Annotated in this window: 16 protein-coding genes; 8 read left to right on the top strand and 8 right to left on the bottom strand. The window is 61.9% G+C overall.

Annotated features, from left to right (window positions below):
* Window positions 1–296: 296 nt before the first annotated feature.
* The 5 genes from RZS28_RS02170 to RZS28_RS02150 all read left to right on the top strand — a co-directional run bounded on the left by RZS28_RS02170 (window position 297) and on the right by RZS28_RS02150 (window position 7,149).
* Window positions 297–980 (top strand): helix-turn-helix domain-containing protein, encoded by a 684-nt coding sequence (locus tag RZS28_RS02170; RefSeq protein ID WP_407339581.1) that lies wholly within the window; start codon window positions 297–299, stop codon window positions 978–980.
* Window positions 981–1,232: 252 nt separating this feature from the next.
* Entirely contained in the window at window positions 1,233–2,381 is a 1,149-nt protein-coding gene (locus tag RZS28_RS02165) for an HlyD family secretion protein (RefSeq protein WP_407339580.1), read from the top strand.
* On the top strand, window positions 2,371–5,130 hold the full coding sequence (rbbA, locus tag RZS28_RS02160) for a ribosome-associated ATPase/putative transporter RbbA (protein ID WP_407339579.1): 2,760 nt from the start codon (window positions 2,371–2,373) through the stop codon (window positions 5,128–5,130). The genes RZS28_RS02165 and rbbA overlap by 11 nt, the downstream gene beginning before the upstream one ends.
* Window positions 5,131–5,248: 118 nt before the next feature.
* A complete protein-coding gene (locus tag RZS28_RS02155; RefSeq protein ID WP_407339578.1) occupies window positions 5,249–6,376 on the top strand; it encodes an ABC transporter permease in 1,128 nt (375 codons plus the stop codon).
* A 125-nt stretch (window positions 6,377–6,501) separates the two neighbouring features.
* On the top strand, window positions 6,502–7,149 hold the full coding sequence (locus tag RZS28_RS02150) for a BON domain-containing protein (RefSeq protein ID WP_407339577.1): 648 nt from the start codon (window positions 6,502–6,504) through the stop codon (window positions 7,147–7,149).
* Between the two features lie 95 nt (window positions 7,150–7,244).
* On the opposite strand, the gene RZS28_RS02145 is transcribed toward RZS28_RS02150, so the two are convergent.
* Complete coding sequence (locus tag RZS28_RS02145) at window positions 7,245–7,571, bottom strand: c-type cytochrome (RefSeq protein WP_407339576.1); 327 nt, start codon at window positions 7,569–7,571, stop codon at window positions 7,245–7,247.
* A 254-nt stretch (window positions 7,572–7,825) separates the two neighbouring features.
* Between RZS28_RS02145 and RZS28_RS02140 the strand changes: the two genes are divergently transcribed.
* Window positions 7,826–8,287 (top strand): Hsp20/alpha crystallin family protein, encoded by a 462-nt coding sequence (locus tag RZS28_RS02140; RefSeq protein WP_407339575.1) that lies wholly within the window; start codon window positions 7,826–7,828, stop codon window positions 8,285–8,287.
* 71 nt (window positions 8,288–8,358) lie between these two features.
* On the top strand, window positions 8,359–8,817 hold the full coding sequence (locus RZS28_RS02135) for a host attachment protein (protein ID WP_407339574.1): 459 nt from the start codon (window positions 8,359–8,361) through the stop codon (window positions 8,815–8,817).
* A gap of 110 nt (window positions 8,818–8,927) precedes the next feature.
* On the opposite strand, the gene fixJ is transcribed toward RZS28_RS02135, so the two are convergent.
* Together fixJ and RZS28_RS02125 are read right to left on the bottom strand one after the other, a co-directional pair.
* The gene (fixJ, locus tag RZS28_RS02130; protein ID WP_407339573.1) at window positions 8,928–9,593 is read right to left on the bottom strand and encodes a response regulator FixJ; all 666 of its coding nucleotides are present in this window, start codon (window positions 9,591–9,593) and stop codon (window positions 8,928–8,930) included.
* Entirely contained in the window at window positions 9,583–11,094 is a 1,512-nt protein-coding gene (locus RZS28_RS02125; RefSeq protein ID WP_407339572.1) for a PAS domain S-box protein, read from the bottom strand. Before RZS28_RS02125 ends, fixJ begins: the two co-directional genes overlap by 11 nt.
* Window positions 11,095–11,491: 397 nt before the next feature.
* Between RZS28_RS02125 and RZS28_RS02120 the strand changes: the two genes are divergently transcribed.
* Window positions 11,492–14,788 carry a DUF2126 domain-containing protein gene (locus RZS28_RS02120; protein ID WP_407341018.1) on the top strand — a complete coding sequence of 1,099 codons (3,297 nt, stop codon included), beginning with the start codon at window positions 11,492–11,494 and terminating at the stop codon, window positions 14,786–14,788.
* A 22-nt stretch (window positions 14,789–14,810) separates the two neighbouring features.
* Here the strand turns inward: RZS28_RS02120 and glgX are convergent, their stop codons facing one another.
* The 5 genes from glgX to glgB form a co-directional block, all read right to left on the bottom strand.
* A complete protein-coding gene (gene glgX, locus RZS28_RS02115; protein ID WP_407339571.1) occupies window positions 14,811–19,046 on the bottom strand; it encodes a glycogen debranching protein GlgX in 4,236 nt (1,411 codons plus the stop codon).
* 14 nt (window positions 19,047–19,060) lie between these two features.
* Window positions 19,061–20,689: an alpha-D-glucose phosphate-specific phosphoglucomutase gene (locus RZS28_RS02110; RefSeq protein ID WP_407339570.1), complete on the bottom strand. Its 1,629-nt coding sequence runs from the start codon at window positions 20,687–20,689 to the stop codon at window positions 19,061–19,063.
* Window positions 20,690–20,726: 37 nt separating this feature from the next.
* Window positions 20,727–22,184: a glycogen synthase GlgA gene (glgA, locus tag RZS28_RS02105; protein ID WP_407339569.1), complete on the bottom strand. Its 1,458-nt coding sequence runs from the start codon at window positions 22,182–22,184 to the stop codon at window positions 20,727–20,729.
* Complete coding sequence (glgC, locus tag RZS28_RS02100) at window positions 22,181–23,437, bottom strand: glucose-1-phosphate adenylyltransferase (protein ID WP_407339568.1); 1,257 nt, start codon at window positions 23,435–23,437, stop codon at window positions 22,181–22,183. The genes glgA and glgC overlap by 4 nt, the downstream gene beginning before the upstream one ends.
* A gap of 61 nt (window positions 23,438–23,498) precedes the next feature.
* The gene (gene glgB, locus RZS28_RS02095) at window positions 23,499–25,724 is read right to left on the bottom strand and encodes a 1,4-alpha-glucan branching protein GlgB (protein ID WP_407339567.1); all 2,226 of its coding nucleotides are present in this window, start codon (window positions 25,722–25,724) and stop codon (window positions 23,499–23,501) included.

The raw sequence follows: 25,724 nt of genomic DNA, 5'->3' as shown, positions 1-25,724 counted from the left end.
GCTGCTCCAGCCGGCGGAAGCGGCGGCATGGCGGAGCTTTTCGAAATCCCATTTGGCCGCGATCGGAAATCCTTATCTCGTCGCCTTAAAGCGCCTCATTCAAGATTGGCGCCGGGCGGAGCGCTCTGTCGGGCTCGGCCTCTGCGCGGAGGCGGCGCATGCGGCGAAACAGCCTCGGTCCGGATCGTTTTTCCGTCTCCGTTGTTCTACGTATGGGAAGGTTCCTAAGGGATCGACCCGAATGTCCGATTGACCAATCTCAGGCTAGCTTTCGGCACCGTTAAGGAGGCGCCAACATGCTTATGCAAACGATCAGGACGAATTCGACGCCCGTGCCGGGCCGGCCGCAATTCGGGACATTCGAAACGGGTCTTTTTGCGAGCGCCGCCGAGCTTTCCGGCATGAGCTTGAGCTATGGCAGAGATGAGGAGATTTACGGCGAGGGCGAGGACGCCGAGTTCGTCTATAAGGTCGCTAGCGGGGCGGTGCGCACCTATAAGCTGATGCGCGACGGGCGCCGGCAGATTGGGGAATTTCATCTCGCGGGCGATTTTTTCGGCTTTGACATCGGCGGGCGCCACCATTTGACCGCCGAGGCGGTCATTGACAGCAAGGTTCTCGTCTTCAAGAGGCGTCAAGTCGAAGCCGTCGTCGCCCATAATCTTGACGCCGCGCGCGAGCTTTGGCTCATGACGGCCAACCATTTGCAACATGCCGAAGATCATATGCTTCTCCTCGGCCGGAAAACGGCCCGAGAGCGGCTAGCGGCCTTCCTGCTCGAGATGGACGCCCGAAACGGCGACACCGGGCTGATTGAACTTCCGATGCTGCGCCGGGACATCGCCGATTATCTAGGCCTCACTTTGGAGACCGTGTCCCGCAGCTTCTCGGAGCTGCAATGCGAAGGCGTGGTCGAGCTTGACGGCGCGCGTCATGTCACCTTGCGCAAGCGCGCCATGCTCGAGGCTATGGGCGCCTAGAGCGCCTCCCGATCGGATGGAATCATCTGATCGAAAAGGAATCGCTCAAATTCAAAGAGTTGGAGCATGTTCTGATCGAAAAAGTCGATCAGAACATGCTCTTAGCACCCGCCCCATTGTAAATTCTAAGGGCATTTCATACCTTTGCTGCGCCGTGTTTTCATTCGTGCGGGCCGTTTGTGGTTCGCCCGAAGCTGGTTTGGCGCGTAGAATGATGGAAACGCGCAATTTCGAGTCCGGGATTTGGCAAGCGTGACCAGCATTCGTCCTACCGAAAACGCCGCTCAGCTTTCCATCGATCCTCGGGACGAGAGCGCGGAAACTTCGGCGCCGACGACAACCGCTCTCGTGCCGCGACGCGAAAACTTGCCCGCGATCGTGGATGAAGTCCCGGTCCGCAAGAAGTCCTGGAGGAAAATCGGATTTCGTCTTTTGCTTCTCGTCTGCCTCATTGGCGGCGGGGGAGCCGGCGGATTTTATTGGTGGCGCTCGCGCCTTCCTCCGGTGCCGGCTGGCATTGTTTGGAGCAATGGCCGCACCGACGCCGAGGAAATCGACATTGACACCAAATTCGCCGGCCGCCTCCTCGAACTCTATGTCGATGAAGGCGACATGGTGAAGGCCGGGCAAGTCATCGCGCGCATGGACACGCGCGATCTCGAGGCCACGCTCAAAAGAGACGAAGCGCTGGTGCGCCAGGACGAGCACGCGGTCGAGGAAGCCCAAGCGAATGTCGCGCAACTGCAAACCCAGATGGTCCTGGCGCAACAGCAGCTCGATCGGACGAGCGCTCTGTTGAAGAGGGGCTATGCCACCGGGGAACTTTATGATCAGCGCTTGCAGACGCTGAATGGAACCCAACAGGCATTGAATGCGGCGAAGGCGCATGTGGTCGAAGCCACTCATGCCCTGAACGCGGCGCAGCATGACGTCGAGCTTTATAAGGTCAATATCGCCGACAATACCCTTATCGCTCCCCGCGCTGGACGCCTTCAATATCGCATCTCCGAACCCGGCGAGGTGCTCCCGGCGGGAGGCAAGGTCTTCACCATGCTCGACATCTCTGATGTCTACATGGACATCTATCTGCCGACGCTCGACGCCGGCCGGGTCAAGATCGGCAACGATGCGCGCATCGTGCTCGATGCTTATCCGGACCATCCCATAAGGGCCAAGGTGACGTTTCTGGCCACGCAGGCTCAGTTCACGCCGAAGGCGGTCGAAACGAAAAGCGAGCGCGACAAACTGATGTTCCGCGTCAAGGTGCGGATCGATCCCGATCTCTTGGTCAAATATGCCGAGTCGCTGCGGACCGGCTTGCCCGGGAACGCCTATGTCCGCGTCGATCCGAAGGTCGAATGGCCTGCATGGCTGCAAGGCCGGCCAGCCAATGACTCCTAGCGATCCCTTTGTCGCAAGGGTGAAAGAGGTCAGCCTCCGCTATGGCGGGAAATTCGCCCTCGAAAGAGTCTCCCTTGCCCTTCCAGCAGGCAAAAGAATCGCCCTGATTGGTCCCGACGGCGTCGGAAAGTCTTCCCTGTTGAGCCTCATTGTGGGCAGTCGACGGATCCAGACCGGCTCCGTCGAAGTCCTCGGCGGCGACATGGCGGACGCGTCCCACCGGACCGCAATCTGCTCGCGCATCGCCTATATGCCGCAGGGCCTCGGAAAGAATCTCTATCCCGATCTAAGCGTCAGCGAGAATATTGCTTTTTTCGCCCGGTTGTTCGGACAGGCGAAGGCGGAGCGCGAGCGCCGCATCGATGATTTGACCGAGAGCACCGGCCTGAGGCCATTCAAGGACCGGCCGGCCGGGAAACTCTCCGGCGGCATGCGGCAGAAGCTCGGGCTCTGTTGCGCCCTTATCCATGATCCGACCCTGCTTGTTCTCGATGAGCCGACGACGGGAGTGGATCCATTATCGCGGCGGCAATTCTGGGAGCTGATCGAAAGGATCAGGGAGCGGCGCCTGGACATGAGCATAGTGGTCGCAACCGCCTATATGGAGGAAGCCGAGCGCTTCGATTGGCTCGTTGCGATGGACGGCGGCAAAATCATCGCCACGGGCGCGCCGCAGGATCTCAAGGCGAAAACCGGAGCATCGAGCCTGGAGGACGCCTTCATCGCATTGCTTCCGGCTGAGCGTCGTCGCGGCCGCTCGGCCCTCGTCATCCCTCCGCGCCAGCCATCGACGGGCGAACCCGTTATCGTCGCCCGCGACCTGACCTGCCGTTTCGGCGATTTCACGGCTGTCGACAGAGTGAATTTCACGATTGAGCGCGGCGAGATCTTCGGCTTTTTGGGCTCGAACGGCTGCGGCAAGACGACGACAATGAAGATGCTCACCGGCTTGCTGCCCGCAACCTCCGGCGAAGCGCTTCTTTTCGGCCAGGCGATTGAGGCGGGCGGCATGAGCGCGCGCAAGCGCGTAGGCTATATGTCGCAATCATTCTCGCTCTATACGGAACTTACGGTCCGGCAAAATTTGGACCTTCACGCCCGCCTGTTCCATCTGCCGCCGGCGCAAGGGCGGACGCGGATCGACGCCCTCGTCGGCCAATTCGGCCTCGCCAATTATCTCGACCAAAACGCGGCTGATTTGCCGCTGGGGATTCGCCAGCGGCTATCGCTTGCCGTCGCGATCGTTCACAGGCCTGAAATGCTGATCCTCGACGAGCCGACTTCGGGCGTAGACCCCATGGCGCGGGACCGGTTCTGGGAGCTCTTGATCGATTTGTCGCGCAGTCAGGGCGTGACGATTTTCATCTCCACCCATTTCATGAACGAGGCGGCGCGCTGCGACCGGATCGCGCTCATGGACGCGGGCCGCGTTCTTGCGACCGGCACGCCGGCGGCCCTTATCGACGCCCGTCAAGCCGCCAATCTCGAAGACGCCTTTGTCTCTTATTTGGAGGAGGCGATTGACGCCCGCCGCGCTGCAGGCAAGGACGAAGCCGCCGCTACGGCGCAGAGTTTTCGGACGGACCAAACAATCGCGGGCGAGCCGGCAAAATCTGCGTCGTGGTTCAGCCCGCGCCGCATGTTCGCCTATACGATTCGCGAAGGGCTCGAACTCCTGCGCGATCCGATCCGATTGGGATTTGCGCTCATCGGCACGGCGTTCCTGATGGTGGTCATGGGAGCGGGAATTTCGACAGACGTCGACAATCTGACTTTCGCCGTCCTTGATCATGACAACACGCCGGAGAGCCGCGCCTATCTGGAGGAGCTCCGAGGCTCGCGCTACTTCAGCGAAAAAGCCCCGATCAAAGACTACGCGGAACTGGAGCGGCGCTTCGAGAGCGCAGATATAAGGGCGGCGGTCGAGATCCCTCCGAATTTCGGACGGAACATCAGGAAGGGCGTTCCCACATCCGTCGGCGCGTGGGTTGATGGCGCGATGCCGTTCCGAGCTGAAACCATCCGTGGCTATTTGCAGGCGATCCACCAGCAATATCTATCCGATCTCGCGACGAAGGAGGGCTTGTCGCCGAGCCTGGCTGAGCCCGCCACGATCGAAACAAGATGGGTCTACAATCAGGACTTTTACAGCGTTTACGCGATGGTGCCCGGCACGATAGCGTTTCTGCTCATCCTTATTCCGGCGATTCTCATGGCGCTGGCGATCGTGCGTGAGAAGGAGCTCGGTTCGATCACCAATCTTTACGTCACGCCTGTGACCCGGATCGAGTTCCTCCTCGGAAAGCAGCTCCCCTATATCGCCATCGGCATGACCAATTTCATGATTCTTTTCCTGATAGCGATTTTCGTTTTCGCGGTTCCGCTCAAGGGCAGCCTTCCGGCGCTCCTCATTGGCGCTCTGCTTTATGTTATGACGACCACCGGCTACGGCATGATGATCTCGTGCTTCGCGAGCACGCAGATCGCAGCCCTTTTTGGCACTGCCATCCTCTCCTATCTGCCGGCGTTTCAATTTTCCGGCATGATGACGCCCGTGTCCTCTCTGGCGGGAGTAGCGTATTTCATGGGACGGATATTCCCGATGACCTATTTCCTGCCGATCAGCGTCGGAGCCTTCACCAAGGGGCTCGGGTTTGAGGCTCTTGCTGGAAATCTCCTCGCTCTCGCTATCTTCGCAGTGGTTCTGATAGTTTTGAGTCTCTGCTTTCTACGCAACCAGGAAAACTAGGGCTCCCTGATATCTCTACAATGGCGTCAGCGAGCTTCAGACTTTTGAATGACCACATTTTCATGCGTCAATCCGGCTCTCGCGTCGCCTGAAGATGTTCTGGAAAGGGTTGGAGCCTATGCGCTCGCTGGCCAATATTTTCTGGCTCGGAACCAAGGAGCTGCGCAGTTTCGTGCATGATTACGTCCTGGTTGGATTGGTCATCTGGACGTTTTCCTTCGCAGTCTACGCACAGGCGCAAAGCAGGTCGCAAGAACTCAATAATGCGTCGATCGCGATCATCGACGAAGACAATTCCCTGTTGTCGCATCTGATCATCGAGGGCTTCTACCTGCCGCCCTATTTCCGGAAGCCGCAGGCGATCGCTCTGCGCGACGTCAACCGCCTGATGGACAATGGGAGCTACACGTTCATCCTGGATATCCCGCTGCATTTCGAACGGGATGTTCTCGCTGGACGCCAACCCGCCATACAAGTCAATGTTGATGCGACCGCGATGGTCCAGGCCGGGCTCGGCTCGGGCTATATCCAGCAAATCCTCACGACTCAGATCAGCAATTTCCTCTCCCGGTCCGAGAGATCGCCGCCATCTCCTGTCAGTCTCGACATACGCGTCGCGTTCAATCCCAATGTCACAACTTCGTGGTTCACGAGCGTCATGGGCATCATCAACAATGTCACGATGTTGGCGATCATCCTTTCGGGCGCAGCCGTTATCCGTGAGCGGGAGCACGGAACCATGGATCATTTGCTCGTGATGCCGGTGACGCCTTTTGAAATCGCCATGTCAAAAGTCTGGGCGAATGGGCTTGTGATCACGCTCGCGGTTGGCCTTTCGCTCAGTCTGATCGTGCAAGTCCTTCTCAGGATTCCAGTCGCAGGATCGGTTCCCCTCTTTCTGGGAGGCGTAGTGATTTACTTGTTCTTTGCCACGGCCATCGGCATTTTTCTAGCGACCGTCGCCCGCACGATGCCGCAACTCGGCCTCCTCTATCTCCTGGTCGCAACGCCGATGAACATTCTTTCGGGCAGCAATACGCCGCTCGAAAGCATGCCGCGGGTCCTTCAAATCGTCATGCAAGTGTCGCCCTCGACGCATTTCGTGTCCTTCGCCCAGGCGATTCTCTACCGTGGCGCCGGCTTCGACGTGGTTTGGCCTGAATTCCTGGCCGTCGCCTTTATCGGAAGTCTTTTCTTCGGCCTTGCATTGCTGCGATTTCGCCGCGTCTCAGCCCAAACGACATAGGGAGGCGGGCCGATCGCCACGGCCCTGCTTGACCCAAATCAATCATTGTGGCGGAATTTTCGGCCAAGATAGCCGATAGGCGGCTGCAAGGCAGCGCTGTAGTTCGAGGCCTGAGGAGATTCGGTATGGACGACAAGGTTCTGCGTCAATTCATTATCGACGAGCTTGATTTCGAACCGAGCATTCATGCGGCCAATATTGGCGTCGCTGTCGAAAAGGGCGTGGTCACGCTGACTGGACACGTGGGAAGCTATGTTGAAAAACTCGCCGCCGAACATGCGGTCGAGCGCGTGAAGGGCGTGAAGGCGATCGCCGAGGAGATCGAGGTGCGCTATGGCGACCAGCCTAAGCGGTCAGACGATGAAATCGCACAACGCGCGGTGAATATCCTGAATTGGAGCACGCAGGTTCCAGCCGACACGATTCACGTCAAGGTTCAAAGGGGCTGGGTGACGTTGACCGGAGCTGTTGAATGGCAGTTTCAAAGGATTGCCGCGGAATCGGCGATCCATAAGCTCAGCGGCATCCTCGGAGTCACTAATCTCATCGAGATCAAGCCGCATATCGACGCGCCTGACGTCAGAAAAAAGATTATCGACGCGCTGAAGCGCAACGCCGAGCTCGAGGCCGATTCGATTCACGTCACCGTCGAAGACAACAAGGTTATTCTCGAGGGCAAGGTCAAGGCCTGGTACGAACGCGGGCTCGCCGAGAGGGCAGCCTGGGCGGCGCCGGGCGTGAAGTCGGTCGAAGACCGGCTGACGCTGGGTTGATTGACGTTGAACGCAAGACGCCGCAATGAGCGGCGTCTTGCGTTTTTCAAGTAAGTTCGCATCGCGAAAGGCAGCCGCCGGACATGGCGTTGCATTCAACGTTCGAGCGTCTTCAAATATCTGATGAGGTTTTGAATCTGGTCGGGATCAAAGCGAAAGACCGGCATTGTAGGATGCCCGACGATGATGCCCTCGGCAAATGATTCCGCAAGATCTTCGACATTGTAGCGTTGATGCAACTCACGAAAGGGCGGCGCGACCTTTAGCGGACTATCGCCGTAGAGGCCGATGGCGTGACATTTCGCGCACCATTCCTGCGCGAGCTTTTGGCCCAGGGCTGGATTTCCTTCTTCCGCTCGCGCGGATGCGACGCAGATGAAAACGAGAGCGGCTGCGAAGGCGTTGCAAGTCGACTTGAGCATTTAGGAACCCGCGTTGAAAGACCGGCGCGCTTGCTGCGCTCGACCGGTGAACTGGCCGTCCAGAACAGCTTGCCACACTGCGGCGAGACAGGCGATGCGGCTTTGATTTCGATCAAAGCCGACCGAAACCAGTGTAACGGCAATACCAGCCTATTACATACGGCATTGATCGAAATCAAGGCGGCGGAGCCTTCGCGATGCTCCCTTCATCCGCGGCGCGAGCCTGATTTGCGTCAAGATATGGAGGTCGAACAATGCCGTTCAAATCTCTCATTCCAAGCTCGGGAAAGCCGCGAACCGCCCATCCGTTTTCTCTACTGCAAAACGAGATTGATCGTCTGTTCGACGACTTTGGACGCGGCCTTCACGGCGCCAGCTTGGGCGATATTACGCCTCGCATCGATGTTGCCGAGACGGACAAGTCGATCGAGGTCACTGTCGAGCTTCCTGGTCTTGAAGAGAAAGACGTCCAAATCGATTTCACCGACGATGTGCTCACGATCAAGGGCGAAAAGAAGTCGGAGAAAGAGGAGAAGGATAAGAACCACAGGATCTCGGAGCGAAGCTATGGCTCCTTCTTGCGGGCGATTCAACTGCCTTCGGGTATTGATCCGGCCGCGATCGAGGCCAATATTGCGAACGGCGTTCTCACGGTGAGAGCGCCGAAGCCAGCGCCTCGCGTGACGAAAAAGATCGAGATCAAGAAAGCTGGTTGAGAAGAGACCAGGCTACATGCATCGCTTTTTTGAGCGATGCATGTGTTCATCAGGATGATTTGGAGACTGCGATGTCCAAAGTGAAGATACAGGCCGGCGACTGGATTATCGTATCGGACGCCCGCAAGGCGCTTCTTCTCGCAAACGAAGGGGATGAAGTCTTTCCCAATCTGAAAACGCGCGAAGTCCGTGAACATGAAGAAGCGCCGAACCGTGTCTTGAATCCGGATAAGCCCGGCAGGGTGCAGCAATCGGCGGCAAGCTGTCGAAGCGCGGTCGAGCCATCAGATAGGCATGAAGAAGCGGACAAACATTTTATCGCCGGCTTGACCGAGCGGCTGCATGAACTGGTGGCGAGCGGAGAGACGAAGGGTCTCATCATCGTGGCGCCGGCGCATGCCCTTGGATTGATCAGGAAGAGCAGTTCGGCCACCGTGAGATCGGCGGTTCGCGCCGAAGTCGATCGCGATCTGACGCATTTGCCGGTCTATGAGATCGAAAAGCATCTGTTGAAGCAGAACGGCGATTGAGCAAGCTGAGACAGGTTGCGAGTGCTGTTATGCGGATTTGCGCGTTCTACACGCATTGGGAATCGGCTGGTCTTCAACATCCATCGAAGGGGAGGAAGGCGGCGCGAAGTTCAGACGGCGGACAGGCCCGCCTTGATTGCGAAGCGCACCAGTTCTGAAATGCTCTGCGCTTTCATCTTTGTCATCAGCTTGGCGCGATAGACCTCGACTGTGCGCGAGCTGAGATCGAGCTCGCGCGCGATTTCCTTGTTGGTGCGGCCGTTCATGAGTCCTACAAGGACTTGCGATTCACGCTGGCTCAAAGACGCCAGTCTCGATGTCATCTCTTCGCTCAACGTGTTCGCCGGGAAGGAGCGCGCCTCCGCGAAGGGGGGCGCGTCTGCGAAGGATTGGGCGTCCCGCGCGAGGGCCAAACTCACCGCGGCGACCAGAGCGTCGCCATCGAAAGGCTTTTCCATGAAATCGGTCGCGCCGAGTTTCATCGCCGCGACCGCGAGGGGCACGTCGCCATGTCCCGTTATGACAATCACCGGGATCGCATGATTCGCTGAGCGAAGGCGACGCACGAGCTCGACGCCGTCCAATCCCTGCATCCGAACATCGGTGATGACGCATCCACCGACGACGGACGAAAGAACGTCCAGAAAGGCCTCGGCGGACTCGAACAGGCGCACCGAAAAACCGGCCGATCCGAGGAGGAAGCCAAGCGAGTCGCGCAAGGCGGGATCGTCGTCTATGACATGCACGATGCTGCCGGAGCCGTTGCTAGAGAGCATCGCTCTTCGCCTCCTTCGCCGCCGCTGGAATCGTGAACCGAAACACGGTTCCGCCGACGGGGTTCGCCTCCATCCAGAGACGACCGCCATGGGCTTCGATAATCGCCTTGCTGATCGATAGCCCGACCCCCATGCCGGTCTCCTTGCTGGTCACGAAAGGCTCGAAGAGCCTTGGCAGCACTTCCAGCAATACGCCGTGACCGGTGTCCGACACCATGATTTCGACCATGCCGTCCGGCAAGGGCGTAGCGGATACGACGAGCTCGCGCCGCGTCGACGCCTCCATGGCTTCGAGGGCGTTTCGAATGAGATTGACCAGGACCTGCTGGATTTGCACGCCGTCGACGAGAACGGAATCGACTGCGTGATCGATCAGGAGGCGCACCATGACGCCTTGCTCTCTGGCGCCCACCAGCGCGAGGGCGCTCGCCTCCTCGATCAGCCGGCTGATCCGCTGGTTCGACTTGTCCGCTTCTTTTCGTGTGACGAAATCGCGCATCCTGCGGATGATTTCGCCGGCGCGCAGAGCTTGCGCCGCGGCCTTGTCGAGAGCATCCCGGATCACCGGTCCGTGCCGGCTCTCGTCGCTCTGAAGCAGGCGCTGGCAGCCTTTGATATAGTTGTTGATGGCTGCGAGGGGCTGGTTCAGCTCGTGCGCGAGGCTCGACGCCATCTCCCCGAGCGCGCTGAGACGCGACACATGGATGAGCTTTGATTGAAGTTCGTGCAGCTGGGCTTGAGTTTCCTGCCGTTCAGTCAGGTCGCGGATGAACCCGGTGAAGTAGCGGCGCTTCCCCGACCGCATTTCTCCGATCGACAGGCGCATCGGAAATGTCGAGCCGTCCTTGCGTTGGCCTGTGACGACGCGTCCGACGCCGATGATGCGCGGCTCTCCAGTCTCGCGATAGCGCGCGAGAAAGTCGTCGTGTCGGTCGTGATCGGGCGGCGGCATCAGAATACGGACGTTTCGGCCTATCGCCTCTGCGGCCAAATAATCGAAGAGGCGCTCCGCCGCCGCATTGAAAGACTGTATGACGCCGTCCTCGTCGATCACGATCATTGCGTCCGGCACGGTGTTGAGCAACAGCTGGAGGTGCTCCTTGCGGGCGCGCAGCTCTCCCTCCATCCGCTTGCGTTCATCAATATCGATGGTGACGCCGCTCATTCGTTTTGGACCGGCGTCCGGATCGCGGAAAATCCAGCCTTTCGTATGCAGCCATCGGACGCGCCCTTTCGGCGGCGCGACGCGGTAATCGACGTCAAAGCCGCCGTGCTCCATGGCCGTCGCGACCGCCAAACCCACCCGCTGACGGTCGTCCGGATGGACGAGGGAGTCAAAAGCCTGGTAGGTCAGCTCCGCGCCAGGGGCGAGGTTGAAGAACTTGGCGCAGATTTCCGAGCAGGCAATCGAGTTGCGTTCGATGTCCCAGTCCCAAGTGCCGATCCCGGCTGCTTCGATAGCGTAACGGACATGCTCGCTTTCGTGAGGCTGATCAGCCATGAATCCTCCGGCGTGCGTCCTTGAGGAAGAGCATTGTCATTGATTTTAATCAAGCTTGGCTTGAATTCCTAGCGGTTCAGACGAAAGCTTTTGCGAAACGGCCTGAAATCAACGTGATCAACAAAGGTCGCCTTAGCGGCGCGGTCGCCTTTCGAGCGCTAGAGGCGGGCTCCCTGCGCTAAAATCGCCTTTAGCCGGGTCAATGCAACGAAAGACACTTTGGCCTTCCTTAAGTCTGTGCGATTGATTGCGCTGCCCGCGCTGTCCTATAGGGGACTTCGAGTCTCGATGCGCTCCGCCGGGGCTCGCCGGAGCGGCTCCGGCATTGGGACCATGATCAGTGACAATCTCCGCCGCGATTCATCACGTCACCCACTATAAATATGATCGGCCCGTCATGCTCGGGCCGCAGACGATCCGCTTGCGTCCGGCCCCCCATTGCCGGACCAAGGTCCTCGGCTATTCGCTCAAGCTCACGCCCGCGAACCATTTCGTGAATTGGCAGCAGGACCCGCACGGCAATTGGCAGGCGCGCTTCGTCTTTCCCGAGAGAGTGACGGAACTGAAGATCGAGGTCGATTTGACCGCCGCGCTCGCGGTCATCAACCCGTTCGACTTCTTCATAGAACCCTATGCCGAACAGTTTCCCTTCGCTTACGAGCCCGGGCTCAAGACCGAGCTTGCGCCTTATCTCGATGTCGAACCCCTTGGTCCGCGCCTCGCCGCCTATATCTCGGCGCTGCCCAAGGAGCCGATCCATAGCGTCACCTTTCTCGTCGAGCTTCTCGCCAAGCTTCAGCAGGCGATTCGCTATGTGATCCGGATGGAGCCCGGCGTTCAGACGCCGGAGGAAACCCTGGAGCTCTCATCCGGGTCCTGCCGCGATTCCGCTTGGCTGCTCGTCCAAATTCTGCGCCGCCTTGGCCTCGCGGCGCGGTTCGTCTCCGGCTATCTCATCCAATTGCGCGCCGACATAGAGCCGCTCGAAGGGCCGAAAGGCACGCAGCACGATTTTACCGATCTTCACGCCTGGGCGGAGGTCTATCTGCCCGGCGCCGGCTGGATCGGATTGGACGCAACCTCTGGCCTGTTTTGCGGCGAGGGCCATCTGCCGGTCGCGGCGACCCCGCACTATCAATCCGCCGCTCCGATTTCCGGCGTCGTCGAGCCGGCCAATGTCGACTTCCATTTCGACATGCGCGTCACCCGCGTCGCCGAGGCGCCGCGCATCACCTTGCCTTTCTCTGACGCCGCCTGGGAAAAGCTCGACGCGCTCGGCGAAAGGGTCGACGCGGATCTCGTCGCGCAGGATGTCCGCCTGACGATGGGCGGCGAACCCACCTTCGTCTCGATCGATGATTTCGAGGCGGAAGAGTGGAACACCGCAGCCGTCGGGCCGACGAAACGGGCGCTCGCGGATAAATTGATACGCCGCTTGCGGACGCGTTTCGCGCCGGGCGGCATGCTTCACTACGGTCAGGGCAAATGGTATCCGGGCGAGAGCCTGCCGCGTTGGGGATTTGCGGTCTATTGGCGCAAGGATGGCGAACCAATCTGGAAAAACCCCGATCTCATAGCTGACGTGGGCGAGAGCAGGGCGATCGAACATGAAGCAGCGGCGCTTGGCGATGCGGCGCTCGACGAAGGCCATCGGGCGCAGGCCGAGCGCCTTGCGGCGGGCATAGCCGATCGTCTCGGGGTGGGCGCTGAATATGTGCACCCGGCTTATGAAGATCCTGCGACTTGGCTCCTCAAGGAAGGCAATCTGCCCGAGAACGCCGATCCGCTCGATCCGAAGCTGGAGGATGCGGAAGAGCGCAACCGCATGATCCGCACATTCGCGCGCGGCCTTACAAAGCCCTCCGGCTACGTCCTGCCGGTGCAGCGCTGGAACGCGGAGGCGAGCGGCGAGCCGGGCTTGCGTTGGGTCAGCGAGAAATGGACATTGCGGCGCGGGAAGCTCTTTCTCGTTCCAGGCGATTCGCCGGTTGGCTATCGGCTGCCTTTATCGTCCCTGCCTTGGGTTCCGCCTGCGTCTTATCCCTATGTCGTCGCCCAAGATCCGCTTGAAGAGCGTCAGCCTTTGCCCCTTGCGCATGAGATCGCCCAGCACTTCGAGCGGTCGCCGGCCCCAGCGACCGCGCGGCAGGAGCGCATCGAACAAGAGGCGATCGAGGGCGCCGTGCGCACGGCGCTTTCGGTCGAGCCGCGCGATGGCGTCATTTGCGTGTTCATGCCGCCAGTGGAGACATTGGAGGATTACCTCGAGCTCCTCGCCGCGGTCGAAGCGAGCGCCGAGGCCGCCGGCGCGCGCGTCCATATCGAAGGCTATCCGCCGCCGCCTGATTCGCGGATCAACGTCATCAAGGTCACGCCAGACCCCGGCGTCATCGAGGTCAATGTGCATCCGGCGGCGAGCTGGCGGGCGGCGGTCCTGACGACAAAGGGTCTTTATGAGGACGCCCGTCAGGTTCGGCTCGGCGCCGATAAATTCATGATCGACGGACGCCACACCGGCACCGGCGGCGGCAATCATGTCGTCCTCGGCGGCGCGACGCCGGCCGATTCTCCTTTTCTCAGGCGGCCGGACCTTTTGAAGAGCCTGGTGCTCTATTGGCAGCGCCGTCCGTCCTTGTCCTATCTCTTCTCAGGTCTCTTCGTCGGGCCGACCAGCCAGGCGCCGCGCGTCGACGAAGCGCGGCACGACCAGCTCTACGAGCTTGAAATCGCATTGGCGAATGTTCCGGCCCCGGGCCAGCCGGCGCCCTTGTGGACCGTGGACCGCTTGTTCCGCAATCTTCTGGTCGACGTGACCGGCAATACGCATCGCTCGGAAATCTGCATCGACAAGCTCTATTCGCCCGACGGTCCGACCGGGCGCCTCGGGCTTCTCGAATTTCGATCCTTCGAGATGCCGCCTGACGCGCGCATGAGCCTCGCGCAGCAACTTTTGCTGCGCGCGCTCGTCGCCTGGTTCTGGAGCGAACCGCAGCAAGGCAATCTGATCCGCTGGGGCACGGCGCTGCACGACCGCTTCATGCTGCCGCATTTCATCTGGGAGGATTTTCTTGGCGTCCTCGATGATCTAAGGCGCGTCGGCTATGTGTTCGATCCGCTCTGGTTCGAAGCGCAAAGCGAATTCCGCTTTCCGCTCTATGGCGTCGTCGAGCATGGCGGCGTGCGGCTCGAAGTGCGCCAAGCGCTCGAACCGTGGCATGTGCTCGGCGAGCAAGGCGCGATCGGCGGCACGGTGCGCTATGTTGATTCCTCGGTCGAGCGCCTGCAGGTGAAGGCGAATGGTTTTGTCGAGGGCCGCCACATCGTCGCCTGCAACGGCCGCCGCATGCCTATGACGGCGACAGGCGCTTCCGGCGAAGCGGTCGCAGGCGTCCGGTTCAAGGCCTGGCAGCCGGCCCAAGGCCTGCATCCGACGATCCCGGCTCATGCGCCTTTGACCTTCGATCTTGTCGACACCTGGAATGGCCGCTCGCTCGGCGGCTGCGTCTATCATGTCGCGCATCCCGGCGGGCGCAATTACGATACTTTTCCGGTCAACTCTTACGAGGCCGAAGCGCGCCGGCTCGCTCGATTCCAGGAGTTTGGCCACACGCCCGGACCCTTTGCGACGCCGGCCGAGGAACGCTCCGCCGAATTTCCGCTGACGCTTGATCTGCGCCGGCCGGCGGCGAACTGACGCGCCTGTCCTACTGGCTGGTCTAGTCGCGCCAGCGCCGGATCTCGGCGAGGATTGCCTTGGCGGAGGGAAGCGCGAACAGCATTTCGACAGGAGCGCGGATTTTACGCCGCCAGTTAGGGCGCTCGCGGTCGGTGCCGGGCATATTGACTTGAACTGTCTCCAGGGCGAGATCATCGACCTGGACCAGGGCGAGGACGGCGTTCGAGCGCGCGACATAGGCGTGTATGGCGGCGGCGCCGGCGTCGCTCAAAGGAGCCATCGGATCAAGCCCCTGTGTTAGAATGCTAGCTTCAGAGAGGGAGTCGATCAGCGCGATCTTCTCATCGGCGCGGGCTGCAACAGCAGCGGGCTCATCCCGAAGCAAGCCCAGCTGCGCCGCCTCAGTGAGATCCGTCCCCTCCCACCAGCCCGCGAGCGTCGCCAGATCATGGGTGGCGACGCAGGCGACGGCGAGGCTCGGATAGCGCTCCGGCGGCCGGAAGGCCGCGCCGTCGCGCTCAAAGCGCAGCACCCGGTAGGAGAGGATCTGCGCCGCGGCGAGCCTCTCCCGCAGGCCCTCTGGAACGGTGCCGAGATCCTCGCCGACGACGGCCGTCTCGGCCCGCCAGCTTTCGAGCGCGACCTGGCCGAGAAGATCCTCGAATGGGCAGGCGAGATAGGCGCCCTCCGACGCCTTCGCGCCCTCAGGGACGAGGAAAAGCCGCTTGAGGCCCATCACATGGTCGATCCTGAGAAGGCCTGCATGGGCCATGTTCGCTGCGATCAACCGGCCAAAGCCAGCAAAGCCTTCTTGCGCCAGCGCGCGCGGATCATAGGGCGGCAGGCCCCATACCTGTCCGTTCGGGCCGAGAAGGTCGGGAGGCGCGCCGATCGAGACGCCTTGCATCAGCCGCTCCTGTTCGGCCCAGGCTTCCACTCCGTCAGGCGCGCAGCCGACAGCGAGATCGCGATAGAATCCGAGCCCGAGGCCGCGCTCGCGCGCAGCTTTGGCGGCGGCGGCGAACTGCCGGTCGGCGAGCCATTGCAGGAAGGTGGCGCGGGCGACAGCCTCCGCACGAGCCATGGCGAAGGCGGCGACCTCGGGTCTATCGGGCGATCGCAGCGCTTCTGGGAATTTGCTGAGGGCGCCGCCAAAACTTTCCTCTATAGCCGTGAAGATCGCGAAGCGCCGCAAAGTCTCGCCGCCGGCGCGGACAAAGGCGGCATGGTCGGCGGCGAGCGGATCATCCGGCCTGTCCTGGAGGAGATCGCGGAACGCCGCATGGGCCGCTCTGAAGAGTTGGGTTTTGAGCCCGGCGACGGCCGGATGATCGACGAGCTGCGGCGCCGAAAGCCGCGCCGCTTCGGGCCTCATCCGCTCGATCATCGCGCGAACGCTCTCGGTCAAGAGGGCCTCCGGCAGGCCGAAGGCGTCGATGACGAGCGGATCAAGAAAGCGGCGATCGGACGGGTGATAGGGGCTGGCCCGCTCGGGGTCGCTCAGGAACAGCGCATGGAAGGGATTGACGCCGACCGTTGCGGCGCCGGCCGCCGCGGCTTCCTCGGCAAGCCGCCGCAAAGTCGTAAAATCCCCAACGCCTTGATCGCCGGAGCCGCGCCGCAGCGCATAGAGTTGCGCCGCTACGCCATAAGCGTGGGCGCCAGCCTGTAGCGCCTTCGGCAGGAAGGCCGCGCCGGGAACAACGGCCAGATGGCCGGGACTTTCGGGAGCCTCTTCCGACAGAACTCGGTGACGCCCAAGCGGCAAATCAGGAAGAAGAATTTCTCGGACATGCGCCTTGCGTCCGTCGGCGGCGGCGATTTCTCTTCGCCTGCCGTCGTCGGGCGCAATTTCGATCCGGTGAGTCGCGCCGTCCTCGATCGTGATCGTCAGCGCCATGCGGCGTTCGAGATCGGCGAGCGCGCCGCCAAGGCGAAGCCTTTGCTCCTCGCCACGACGGAGCGTGGCGGCGATCGGGAGCGGCCGCAGCTCGCGCTCTTCTGCGAGCGCCACGAGGCCGGCGCGGACCTCCGAGGTCGATGTGGCTGCAAGGCCCAGGGAGGCGAGCAGCGCCCGCTTCGTATCGAGAGCGACCTCATGGCGCGCGCCCTTGACATCGAACCAATGCGGCGAGACCCCCGCCGCTTCACAGAGCGCGTCCAGCACGTGGTCGGCGACGCCGGATCGGCGGCGCGGATCGGCGGGGAGGGGACGCTCCACGAGGATCGCAACGGATCGGCTGGCGAGGGCGAAGCGGTCGCCATCGAACAAGCCTGGCGCGCGGTCGGGGTCGGCGGACGCGATCTCGACGCCCCACGCATGGCCGTCTCTCGGATCTGGAAGGCGCACGTCGATCGCGCTCTCCGCGCCATTGATCAGCACGGCCGCGCGGCTCGGTCCGCGCCCGTCGGCGGGGTTCGCATCACCTGGATCGTAAAACGATGCGACGAGCGCCCTGGCGTCCGGATCTTCCCAGTCCTTGGCGGCGAAGGGACGGCCCTCCGCCGTCAGCCATTCCACGTCCGGAACGCCAGACGCGTCGACAGGCGCGCCTGCGAGCGGGGTTTCCGCATTGAGAGCGCCCGTCGCGCGGCGCAGGCGGATCAATCTCGCGACAAAATTTGTAAGCCTTGCATCGGCGGCGGCCCAATCGATCCAGGCGCGTTCATTATCCTGTGCATAGGCGTTGTTGTTGCCCTGTTGCGATCGGCCGAGCTCGTCGCCCATCGCCAGCATTGGCGTACCGCGTGCGGCGAAAAGGGTTGCAAGAAGGGCGCGAATGTCGCCGCCGCGTCTCGCCGTCACATCGGCGTCAAGGGTCGGGCCTTCGACGCCGCAATTCCATGAGAGATTGTCGTTTGTCCCGTCCTTGTTGTCTTCTCCATTCGTCTCGTTGCGCTTGACCGTGTAGGCGACGAGATCGGCGAGGGTGAAGCCGTCATGCGCGGCGATGAAGTTGATCGAGCGCGAAAGCGGTCTATGTCGTGCGGCAAAAATATCCGCCGATCCCGCGAGCCGCGTCGCGAGCGCGCCTACGAGACCTTTGTCGCCGCGCCAGAACCGCCGGAAATCGTCGCGCGCGCGGTCGTTCCATTCGCCCCAATATGATGGAAAAGCGCCTAGCCTATATCCGCCGGGGCCGAGGTCCCAGGGCTCGGCGATATGGATGAGATCCCTGAGCCATGGGTCCTGCGCGATCGCGGCGAAGAGCGGGTGGTCTTGATCAAAGCCGGCGCGCCGGCCGAGCGTTGTTGCGAGATCATAGCGAAAGCCGTCTACGCCGCCACGCATGGCGCATATTCGCAACGCATCGAGGGCGAGGCGGAGCGTCAGCGGGCGTTCGAGCGCGAGGACATTGCCGCAGCCGGCGTCGTTGACATAGCGCGCCTTGTCGTCCGGCTTGAGGCGGTAGTAGCCGGCGTTATCGAGGCCGCGAAGCGAGACGGTTGGACCGAGCTTGTCGCTTTCGCCGGTATGGTTCAATACAACATCGAGGATCACGGCGATCCCAGCCGCCTGCAGCGCTTCTACCGCCTGGCGAATCTCGGCCCAGCCGCCGGGCGCAAGCCGAGGATCGGGGGCGAGCAGGGCGATTGGATTATAGCCCCAATAATTGGTGAGCCCGAGCGGCGGCAGATGCCGCTCGTCAATGAAGGCGGCGATGGGGAGAAGCTCGACGGCCGTGACGCCAAGCCGCGTCAGATAGCCAATCGAGGCCGGGTGCGCGAGCCCGGCGAAAGTTCCGCGAATAGCTTCCGGAATGTCCTCGCGGCGGCGGGTGAAGCCGCGCACATGCATCTCATAGATGACGAGGTCGCGCCAGGCGACGCAAGTCCGGCGCGGCGCCCGGAACGGGTCTGGCGCTTCAACGATCGCCTTCGCAAGGAAGGGCGCGCTGTCGATCTCATCAGAGGCCGCGCCGTGGGCGCGCGCATCAAACAAGGATGCGTCGAGCCTGAACGGCCGGTCGATCCTTGTCGCATAGGGATCGACCAGCAATTTCGCCGGATTGAAGCGATGCCCGGCGGCGGGATCGAAGCGGCCCTGCGCGCGCAGCCCATAGCGCGCTCCGGCGCCGACGCCGCTGAGATGACCGTGGAAGACATTGCCGGTTCGTCCGGGCAGGCGAACCCGCGCATATTCGCGGTCGTCATCATCGAAGAGGCACAGGAAAATTGCCTCCGCGCTTGTGGAGGCCACAGCGATGTTGAGCCCGAACGCGTCGGGCTCCGCGCCGAGCGGTTCGGGTCGGCCCGCTGTGACCCGCGGCGCCATGCCGCCTCCGCTGCTCAGGTGATGACTGTCGGCGCGTCGCGTCCAGTGTAATGGGCGATGCCGGCGATGTCGCGCGAAAGCGCGATGAGGTCGGCGAGCGCAAATTGCGTGTCGAGGTTCTGCCGCGTCGGATCGGGCTCGAAGCGTTCGATATAGACCCGGAGCGTGGCGCCGGCGGTGCCGGTGCCGGAGAGCCTGTAGACGATGCGGCCGCCATCTTCGAAATGGAGACGAACGCCCTGATGCTTCGAGTCCGAGCCGTCTACCGGATCGTGATAGGCGAAGTCATCGGCTTCGGCGATTGTGAGCCCGCCGAGAGGCTTGCCTTTCAAACTGGGCAGGGATTCCCGCAGCGCTTCGATAAGCGCATTTGCGCCGTCCGAGGTGACCTCCTCGTAATCATGGCGCGAATAATAGTTTCGCCCATAGTCGGCCCAATGCCTCACGACGATGTCTTTGACGCTCTCGCGCCGCGCGGCGAGAATATTGAGCCAAAGCAGGACCGCCCAGAGACCATCCTTTTCGCGCACATGGTTGGAGCCGGTGCCGGCGCTCTCCTCGCCGCAGATCGTCGCCATTCCGGCGTCGAGCAGATTGCCGAAGAATTTCCATCCGGTCGGCGTCTCGAACAGCGGAACCTTCAGCCGCGCGGCGACCTGATCGGCGGCGCGGCTCGTCGGCATGGAGCGGGCGATTCCAACGACGCCCCCCGCGTAGCCCGGGGCCAGATGCGCGTTTGCGGCGAGGAGCGCGAGACTGTCGGACGGCGTCACGAATAGGCCGCGGCCGATGATGAGATTGCGATCGCCGTCGCCATCGGAGGCCGCGCAAAGGTCTGGGCCGTCCGGCGTCATGGCGAGGTCGAAAAGATGCTTGGCGTGGACGAGATTCGGGTCCGGGTGATGGCCGCCGAAATCCGGCAAAGGAGTCCCGTTGAGGACCGTTCCTGCGGGCGCGCCGAGTAGACCTTCAAAGATCCGCGTCGCATAGGGTCCCGTCACGGCGGACATGGCGTCGAAGCGCAGCCGGAACCCGGACTGGAACAAGGCGCGGATCTGGTCGAAATCGAAAAGCCGCTGCATCAATCGCGCATATTCGTCGACCGGATCGATCACGATGACCTCGGCCGGTCCGAGCCGGACGGCGCCTAGCTGGTCGAGATCGACGTCGGGCGCCTCGACGATCCGATATTCCGTGATGGTCTTGGTGCGGGCGAAGATCGCTTCAGTCACTTTTTCGGGCGCGGGTCCGCCGTTCGAGACATTATATTTGATGCCGAAATCGCCATGAGGACCGCCTGGATTGTGGCTGGCGCTGAGAACGACGCCGCCGAAGGCGCCATGCTGGCGGATCAGGTTCGAGGCGGCGGGCGTCGACAATATGCCGCCGCGCCCAACAAGGATCTTGCCGAAGCCATTCGCCGCCGCGATCTTCAAGACGGTCTGGATCGCCTCGCGATTGAAGTAGCGTCCGTCGCCGCCGACGATCAATGTCCCGCCCTGAAAGCCCTCAAGACAATCGAAGATCGACTGCACGAAATTCTCGACGTAATGCGGGGTTTGAAACACCGTGACTTTCTTGCGAAGTCCCGAGGTTCCCGGCCGCTGATCGTCGAATGGCGTGGTGGCGATGGTTTGGATCATGGATCTTTCCAACACAGGGTCTTGTGGCGACCTACGTTCACTGGCGCCGTTCTGCGACGAGACTACGATAGAGTCTGGCGTATTCTATGGCGGGGCGACGCCAGGAGACGTCCGTCTTCATCCCATCCATCATCAGCCGGCTCCAGGCCTCTTTGTTCGCCCAAAGCCGGCCGACGCGTTCGATCGTCGCGCCGAGCATTTCGCTGGCGGCGGGCGAGAATAGAAACCCCGTTCCGACGCCTGACGCGAGAGCCGCCTCATTGGCGTCGATAATCGTGTCTGCGAGGCCGCCGACGCGGGCGGCGACCGGAAGCGCGCCATAGCGGAGCGCGCAAAGCTGGGTCAATCCGCAAGGCTCGAAACGCGAAGGGATCAGCAGCGCATCCGAACCGGCCTGGATCTGATGCGCGATCGCCTCGTCATAGCCGAAAACGGCGCCGACCTTGCCGGGCCGCGCCAGAGCCGCGGCGCGAAAGCCTTCCTCAAGCCAGGGCTCGCCGGCGCCGAGCATGGCAAGCTGCGCGCCCATGCGCTCCAGAATATCGAGATTGGCCAGCGTAAGATCCTGTCCCTTCTGCCAGGATAGCCGGCTCACCACGCCGAAGACGAGCGCGTCGGGGTTGACGGCGAGCCCGAGCCGCTTTTGCAGAGCCGTCTTGTTCGCATAGCGCAGCGCCGACGACTGAATGGCATAGCGCGAGGCGATCAGCGGGTCGATTTCCGGGTCCCATATCTTGTCGTCTATCCCGTTGAGGATGCCGGTCACGACATCGGCGCGTTCGCGCAAAAGCCCGTCGAGTCCCATCCCGCCTTCCGGCGTTCGGATTTCTGCGGCATAGGTCGGCGACACGGTCGTGATCCGGTCGGACAGGCGCAGTCCCGCTTTGAGAAAGCCGATTGCGTTATAATATTCGACGCCGTCGATTGAGAAGGACTGGGGCGGCAGACCGAGCGCTCCAAGAAGGTCGGCGGGATACTTCCCTTGGAAGGCGAGATTGTGGATCGTGAATACGGTCGCCGGCCGCGGCCTGCCATCATAGGCGAGATAGGCGGCGGCGAGGCCCGCCTGCCAGTCATGCGCATGGACGATATCGGGCGTAAAGCCCGCCGCCTCGCCGAGGCCGAGCTGCGCCGCTGTCAAAGAGAGGGCGGCGAAGCGGAACGCATTGTCCGGCCAATCGCGGCCATCTGGCCCGGTATAGGGGCCGCCGGGCCGGGCGTAGAGATGCGGCGCGTCAAGCACGAAGAGGTCGAGGCCGGCGGCGCAGGCGCGCAGGACTTTCGCTTCGCCGCCGAAGAGGTCGCTCGCGGCCAGCACCGGTTCGGCGGCTTCGATCTTTTCCATCACCGCCGGATAGCCCGGTACGAGCGTGACGGTCTCGATTCCCTCAGCCGCGAGAGCGGCGGGCAGGGCGCCGACGACATCGGCGAGGCCGCCCGTCTTCGCCAGCGGATAGATCTCCGAGGCGACCGCAAGCACCGAGACTGCGCTCATGCGCCAAGCCTGTCGATCATGGATTGGGTGATCAGGCAGATTCCTTTCTCGGTCCGGCGAAAGCGCTCGGCGTCCGCCACAGGATCATCGCCGACGACGAGGCCTTCAGGGATTGTCACGCCGCGGTCGATGACCACATTCTTGAGCCGCGCCGAGCGTCCTATATCGACGTAAGGCATAATGACGGCGTTCTCGACATCGGCGTAGGAATTCGCCCGGACTCCAGTGAACAAGAGCGAGCGCTTGACCTTGGCGCCGGAGATAATGCAGCCTCCCGAGACAAGGGAGGAGAGCGCCATGCCGCGCCGCCCGTCCTCATCATGGACGAATTTCGCCGGCGGCGTGATCGCGCTATCGGTCCAGATCGGCCACTCCTGATCGAAGAGGTCGAGGTCCGGGACAATGTCGGTCAGATCGATATTGGCCTCCCAATAAGCGTCGACAGTTCCGACATCGCGCCAATAGGCCTGCGTTTCGTTCGATGAGCGAACGCAGGATTGCGAAAAGTGATGCGCCATCGCCTTGCCGTGCTTGACGATGAAGGGAATGATGTCCCTGCCGAAATCGCGGGTCGAGCTGGGATCGGCGGCGTCGCGATCGAGTTGGTCGAACAGGAAACTCGTCTCGAAAACATAGATGCCCATCGAGGCGAGCGACTTCTCAGGATCGCCGGGCATCGGGGGCGGAGCGTCCGGCTTCTCGATGAAGGAGATGATCCTGCCGGACTCGTCCACATGCATCACGCCGAAGCCGCTCGCCTCCTCGCGCGGCACGGCGAGGCAGCCGATGGTTGCGGCAGCGCCCGAATCAACATGCTGTTGCAGCATCAGCTCGTAATCCATCTTGTAGATATGATCGCCGGCCAGGATGACCATATATTTCGGCGCGCGGTCGGCAATGATGTCGATATTCTGAAAGACCGCGTCCGCGGTGCCCATATACCATTGATTCTCTGATACACGCTGGCTCGCCGGCAGGATGTCGAAGCTCTCATTTGCGCCTTGGCGAAAAAAGTTCCAGCCGCGATTCAAATGGCCGATGAGGCTATGCGCTTTATATTGAGTTGCGACGCTGATGCGCCGGATGCCTGAATTGAGCGCATTGGAAAGGGCGAAATCGACGATGCGCGATTTGCCGCCGAAATAGACCGCGGGCTTGGCGCGTCGGTCGGTCAATTCCAGGAGGCGGCTGCCGCGTCCTCCCGCAAGCACGAAGGCCATCGCCTGACGTCCGATCGGCGCGCTCGATCTCATGCTTTATTCCTGTCCATGGCCGGTTTGATGCGCTCAAAACGTCCTCGCCGCGATTTTGTTCTTAACCCTGGAGCGTGAAATAAAGCGTTGCGAGCGGCGGAAGGGTCAGTTCGGCCGAGGCTGGAAGGCCATGCGATGGCGCGTCCAACGCCTCGACCGCGCCAAGATTGCCCATGCCCGATCCGCCATAGATTTCGGCGTCCGTGTTGAGGATTTCCCGCCAGCGGCCTGATCGTGGCAGTCCTATCCGATAGGACTGTCGCGGCTCCGGCGTGAAATTCGTCACCATGACCACTGGGGAATCGCCCTCTGCGCCATAGCGCGCCCAGGCGATCACCGATTGCATGATGTCGTCCGCGACAATCCAGCGAAAGCCCTCCGGCTCGCAGTCGCGCGCATGAAGCGCCGGATGCGCGCGGTAGAGCCGGTTCAAATCCTTGATCAGCACCCGCACGCCTTCATGCGGCGGATAGGCGAGGAGATCCCAGTCGAGCGCTCGATCCTCGCTCCACTCGCGCTGCTGCGCGAATTCCTGGCCCATGAAAAGAAGCTTCTTACCGGGATGCGCCCACATATAAGCGTAATAGGCTCTGAGATTGGCGAATTTGCGCCAGTCGTCGCCGGACATTTTCTCGAGCAGCGAGCCTTTGCCGTGGACGACCTCGTCATGGCTCAGCGGCAGAACGAAATTTTCAGAAAAGGCGTAATGCAGGCCGAAGGTCAGCTTGTCGTGACTCCATCGACGATGCACCGGATCGAGCGCCATGTAGTCGAGCGTATCGTGCATGAAGCCCATATTCCATTTGAACCCGAAACCGAGGCCGCCTGCGCTTGTTGGCCTCGAGACGCCGCCCCATGCGGTGGATTCCTCCGCGATCGTGACGGTTCCTGGATGAGTCGCATAGACGAGTTCGTTGACATTTTTTAGGAAAGCGACGGCGTCGCGGTTGTCGTTGCCGCCGTCGGGGTTCGGCAGCCATTCGCCTTGCTTGCGGGAATAGTCGAGGTAGAGCATCGAGGCGACCGCATCGACGCGCAGCCCGTCTACATGGTAGCGATCGAGCCAGAAAAGCGCATTCGCCGTCAGCATGGCCGCGACCTCGCGGCGGCCGAAATCATAGATCGCGGTGTTCCAGTCGGGATGGAAACCCCGGCGCGGATCGGCATGTTCGTAAAGCGGTTCGCCGTCGAAAAGCGCGAGCCCGTGCATATCGGTTGGGAAATGCGCCGGAACCCAATCAATGATGACGCCCAGGCCCGCTGCATGCGCCTTGTCGACGAAACGCGCGAAGCCCGCCGGTTCGCCGAACCGCCGGGTCGGCGCAAAGAGCCCGATCGGCTGATAGCCCCAGGACGCGTCGAGCGGATGTTCGGAGATCGGCAGCAGCTCGAGATGCGTGAAGCCGAGGTCAAGCGAGTAAGGAATCAGCTGCTCGGCGAGCTCGTCATAGGTGAGAAACCGCCCTCCTTCGCCGCGCGTCCATGAGCCGAGATGAACCTCGTAGATCGCCACTGGCTCGCGGCGCAGGTCTCTGCGGGCGCGGGTTTCGAGATAGGCCTCGTCGGACCAGCGGAAGCAATCGGTTCGGGCGACGACAGAGGCCGTCGATGGCCGCAGCTCGCCCGCGAAGCCGATCGGATCGGCTTTCAGCGGCAGAAGCCGGCCATCGTGGGCGATGATCTCATATTTGTAGACCGCCGATTCGCTCACGCCCGGCGCGAAAATCTCCCATAGGCCCGAATCGATGCGCTTGCGCATCTGATGGCGCCTGCCGTCCCACTCATTGAAGTCGCCGACCACCGAGACTCTGAGCGCCCGCGGCGCCCAGACCGCGAAATGCACGCCGTCAATACCTTCGAACCGCATCGGATGCGCGCCGAGCCGCTCGTAAAGCAGACGATGTGTGCCCTCGACCAGAAGATAGTCGTCCATCGCGCCCAAGACCGGCGGCAGCGCGTAAGCGTCGACGAACTCCCACGAACCGCCCGCATTCTCCGCCCGCAAGCGGTAGCGGAATCGGCTCATCCGCCCTTTCGCCAGTCCCTCGAACATGCCGCCGCCGCGTGCGGCGAGCGAGATCTCGGCTGACCCATCCTCCGGGACGGCCGTCAGGCGCTCGGCATAGGGGACGAAAGCGCGAATCGCTATTCCATCTGGGGTTTCATGGGGTCCGAGGACGGCGAAGGGATCTTGGCAGCGCGCGGCCAGTATGGCTTCCAACGCATCGTCGCCGATGCGCCAGGCCGGTTTGGCGCCGGCGTAATCGCCCTTCCTGACGCGATCCAT

The sequence above is a fragment of the Methylocapsa polymorpha genome (genome assembly GCF_045689225.1).
In the GTDB taxonomy this organism is placed as follows: Bacteria; Pseudomonadota; Alphaproteobacteria; order Rhizobiales; family Beijerinckiaceae; genus Methylocapsa; species Methylocapsa polymorpha.
The sequence above is the reverse complement of the archived record's forward strand: the minus strand, read 5'-3'. Positions and strand labels throughout refer to the sequence as shown.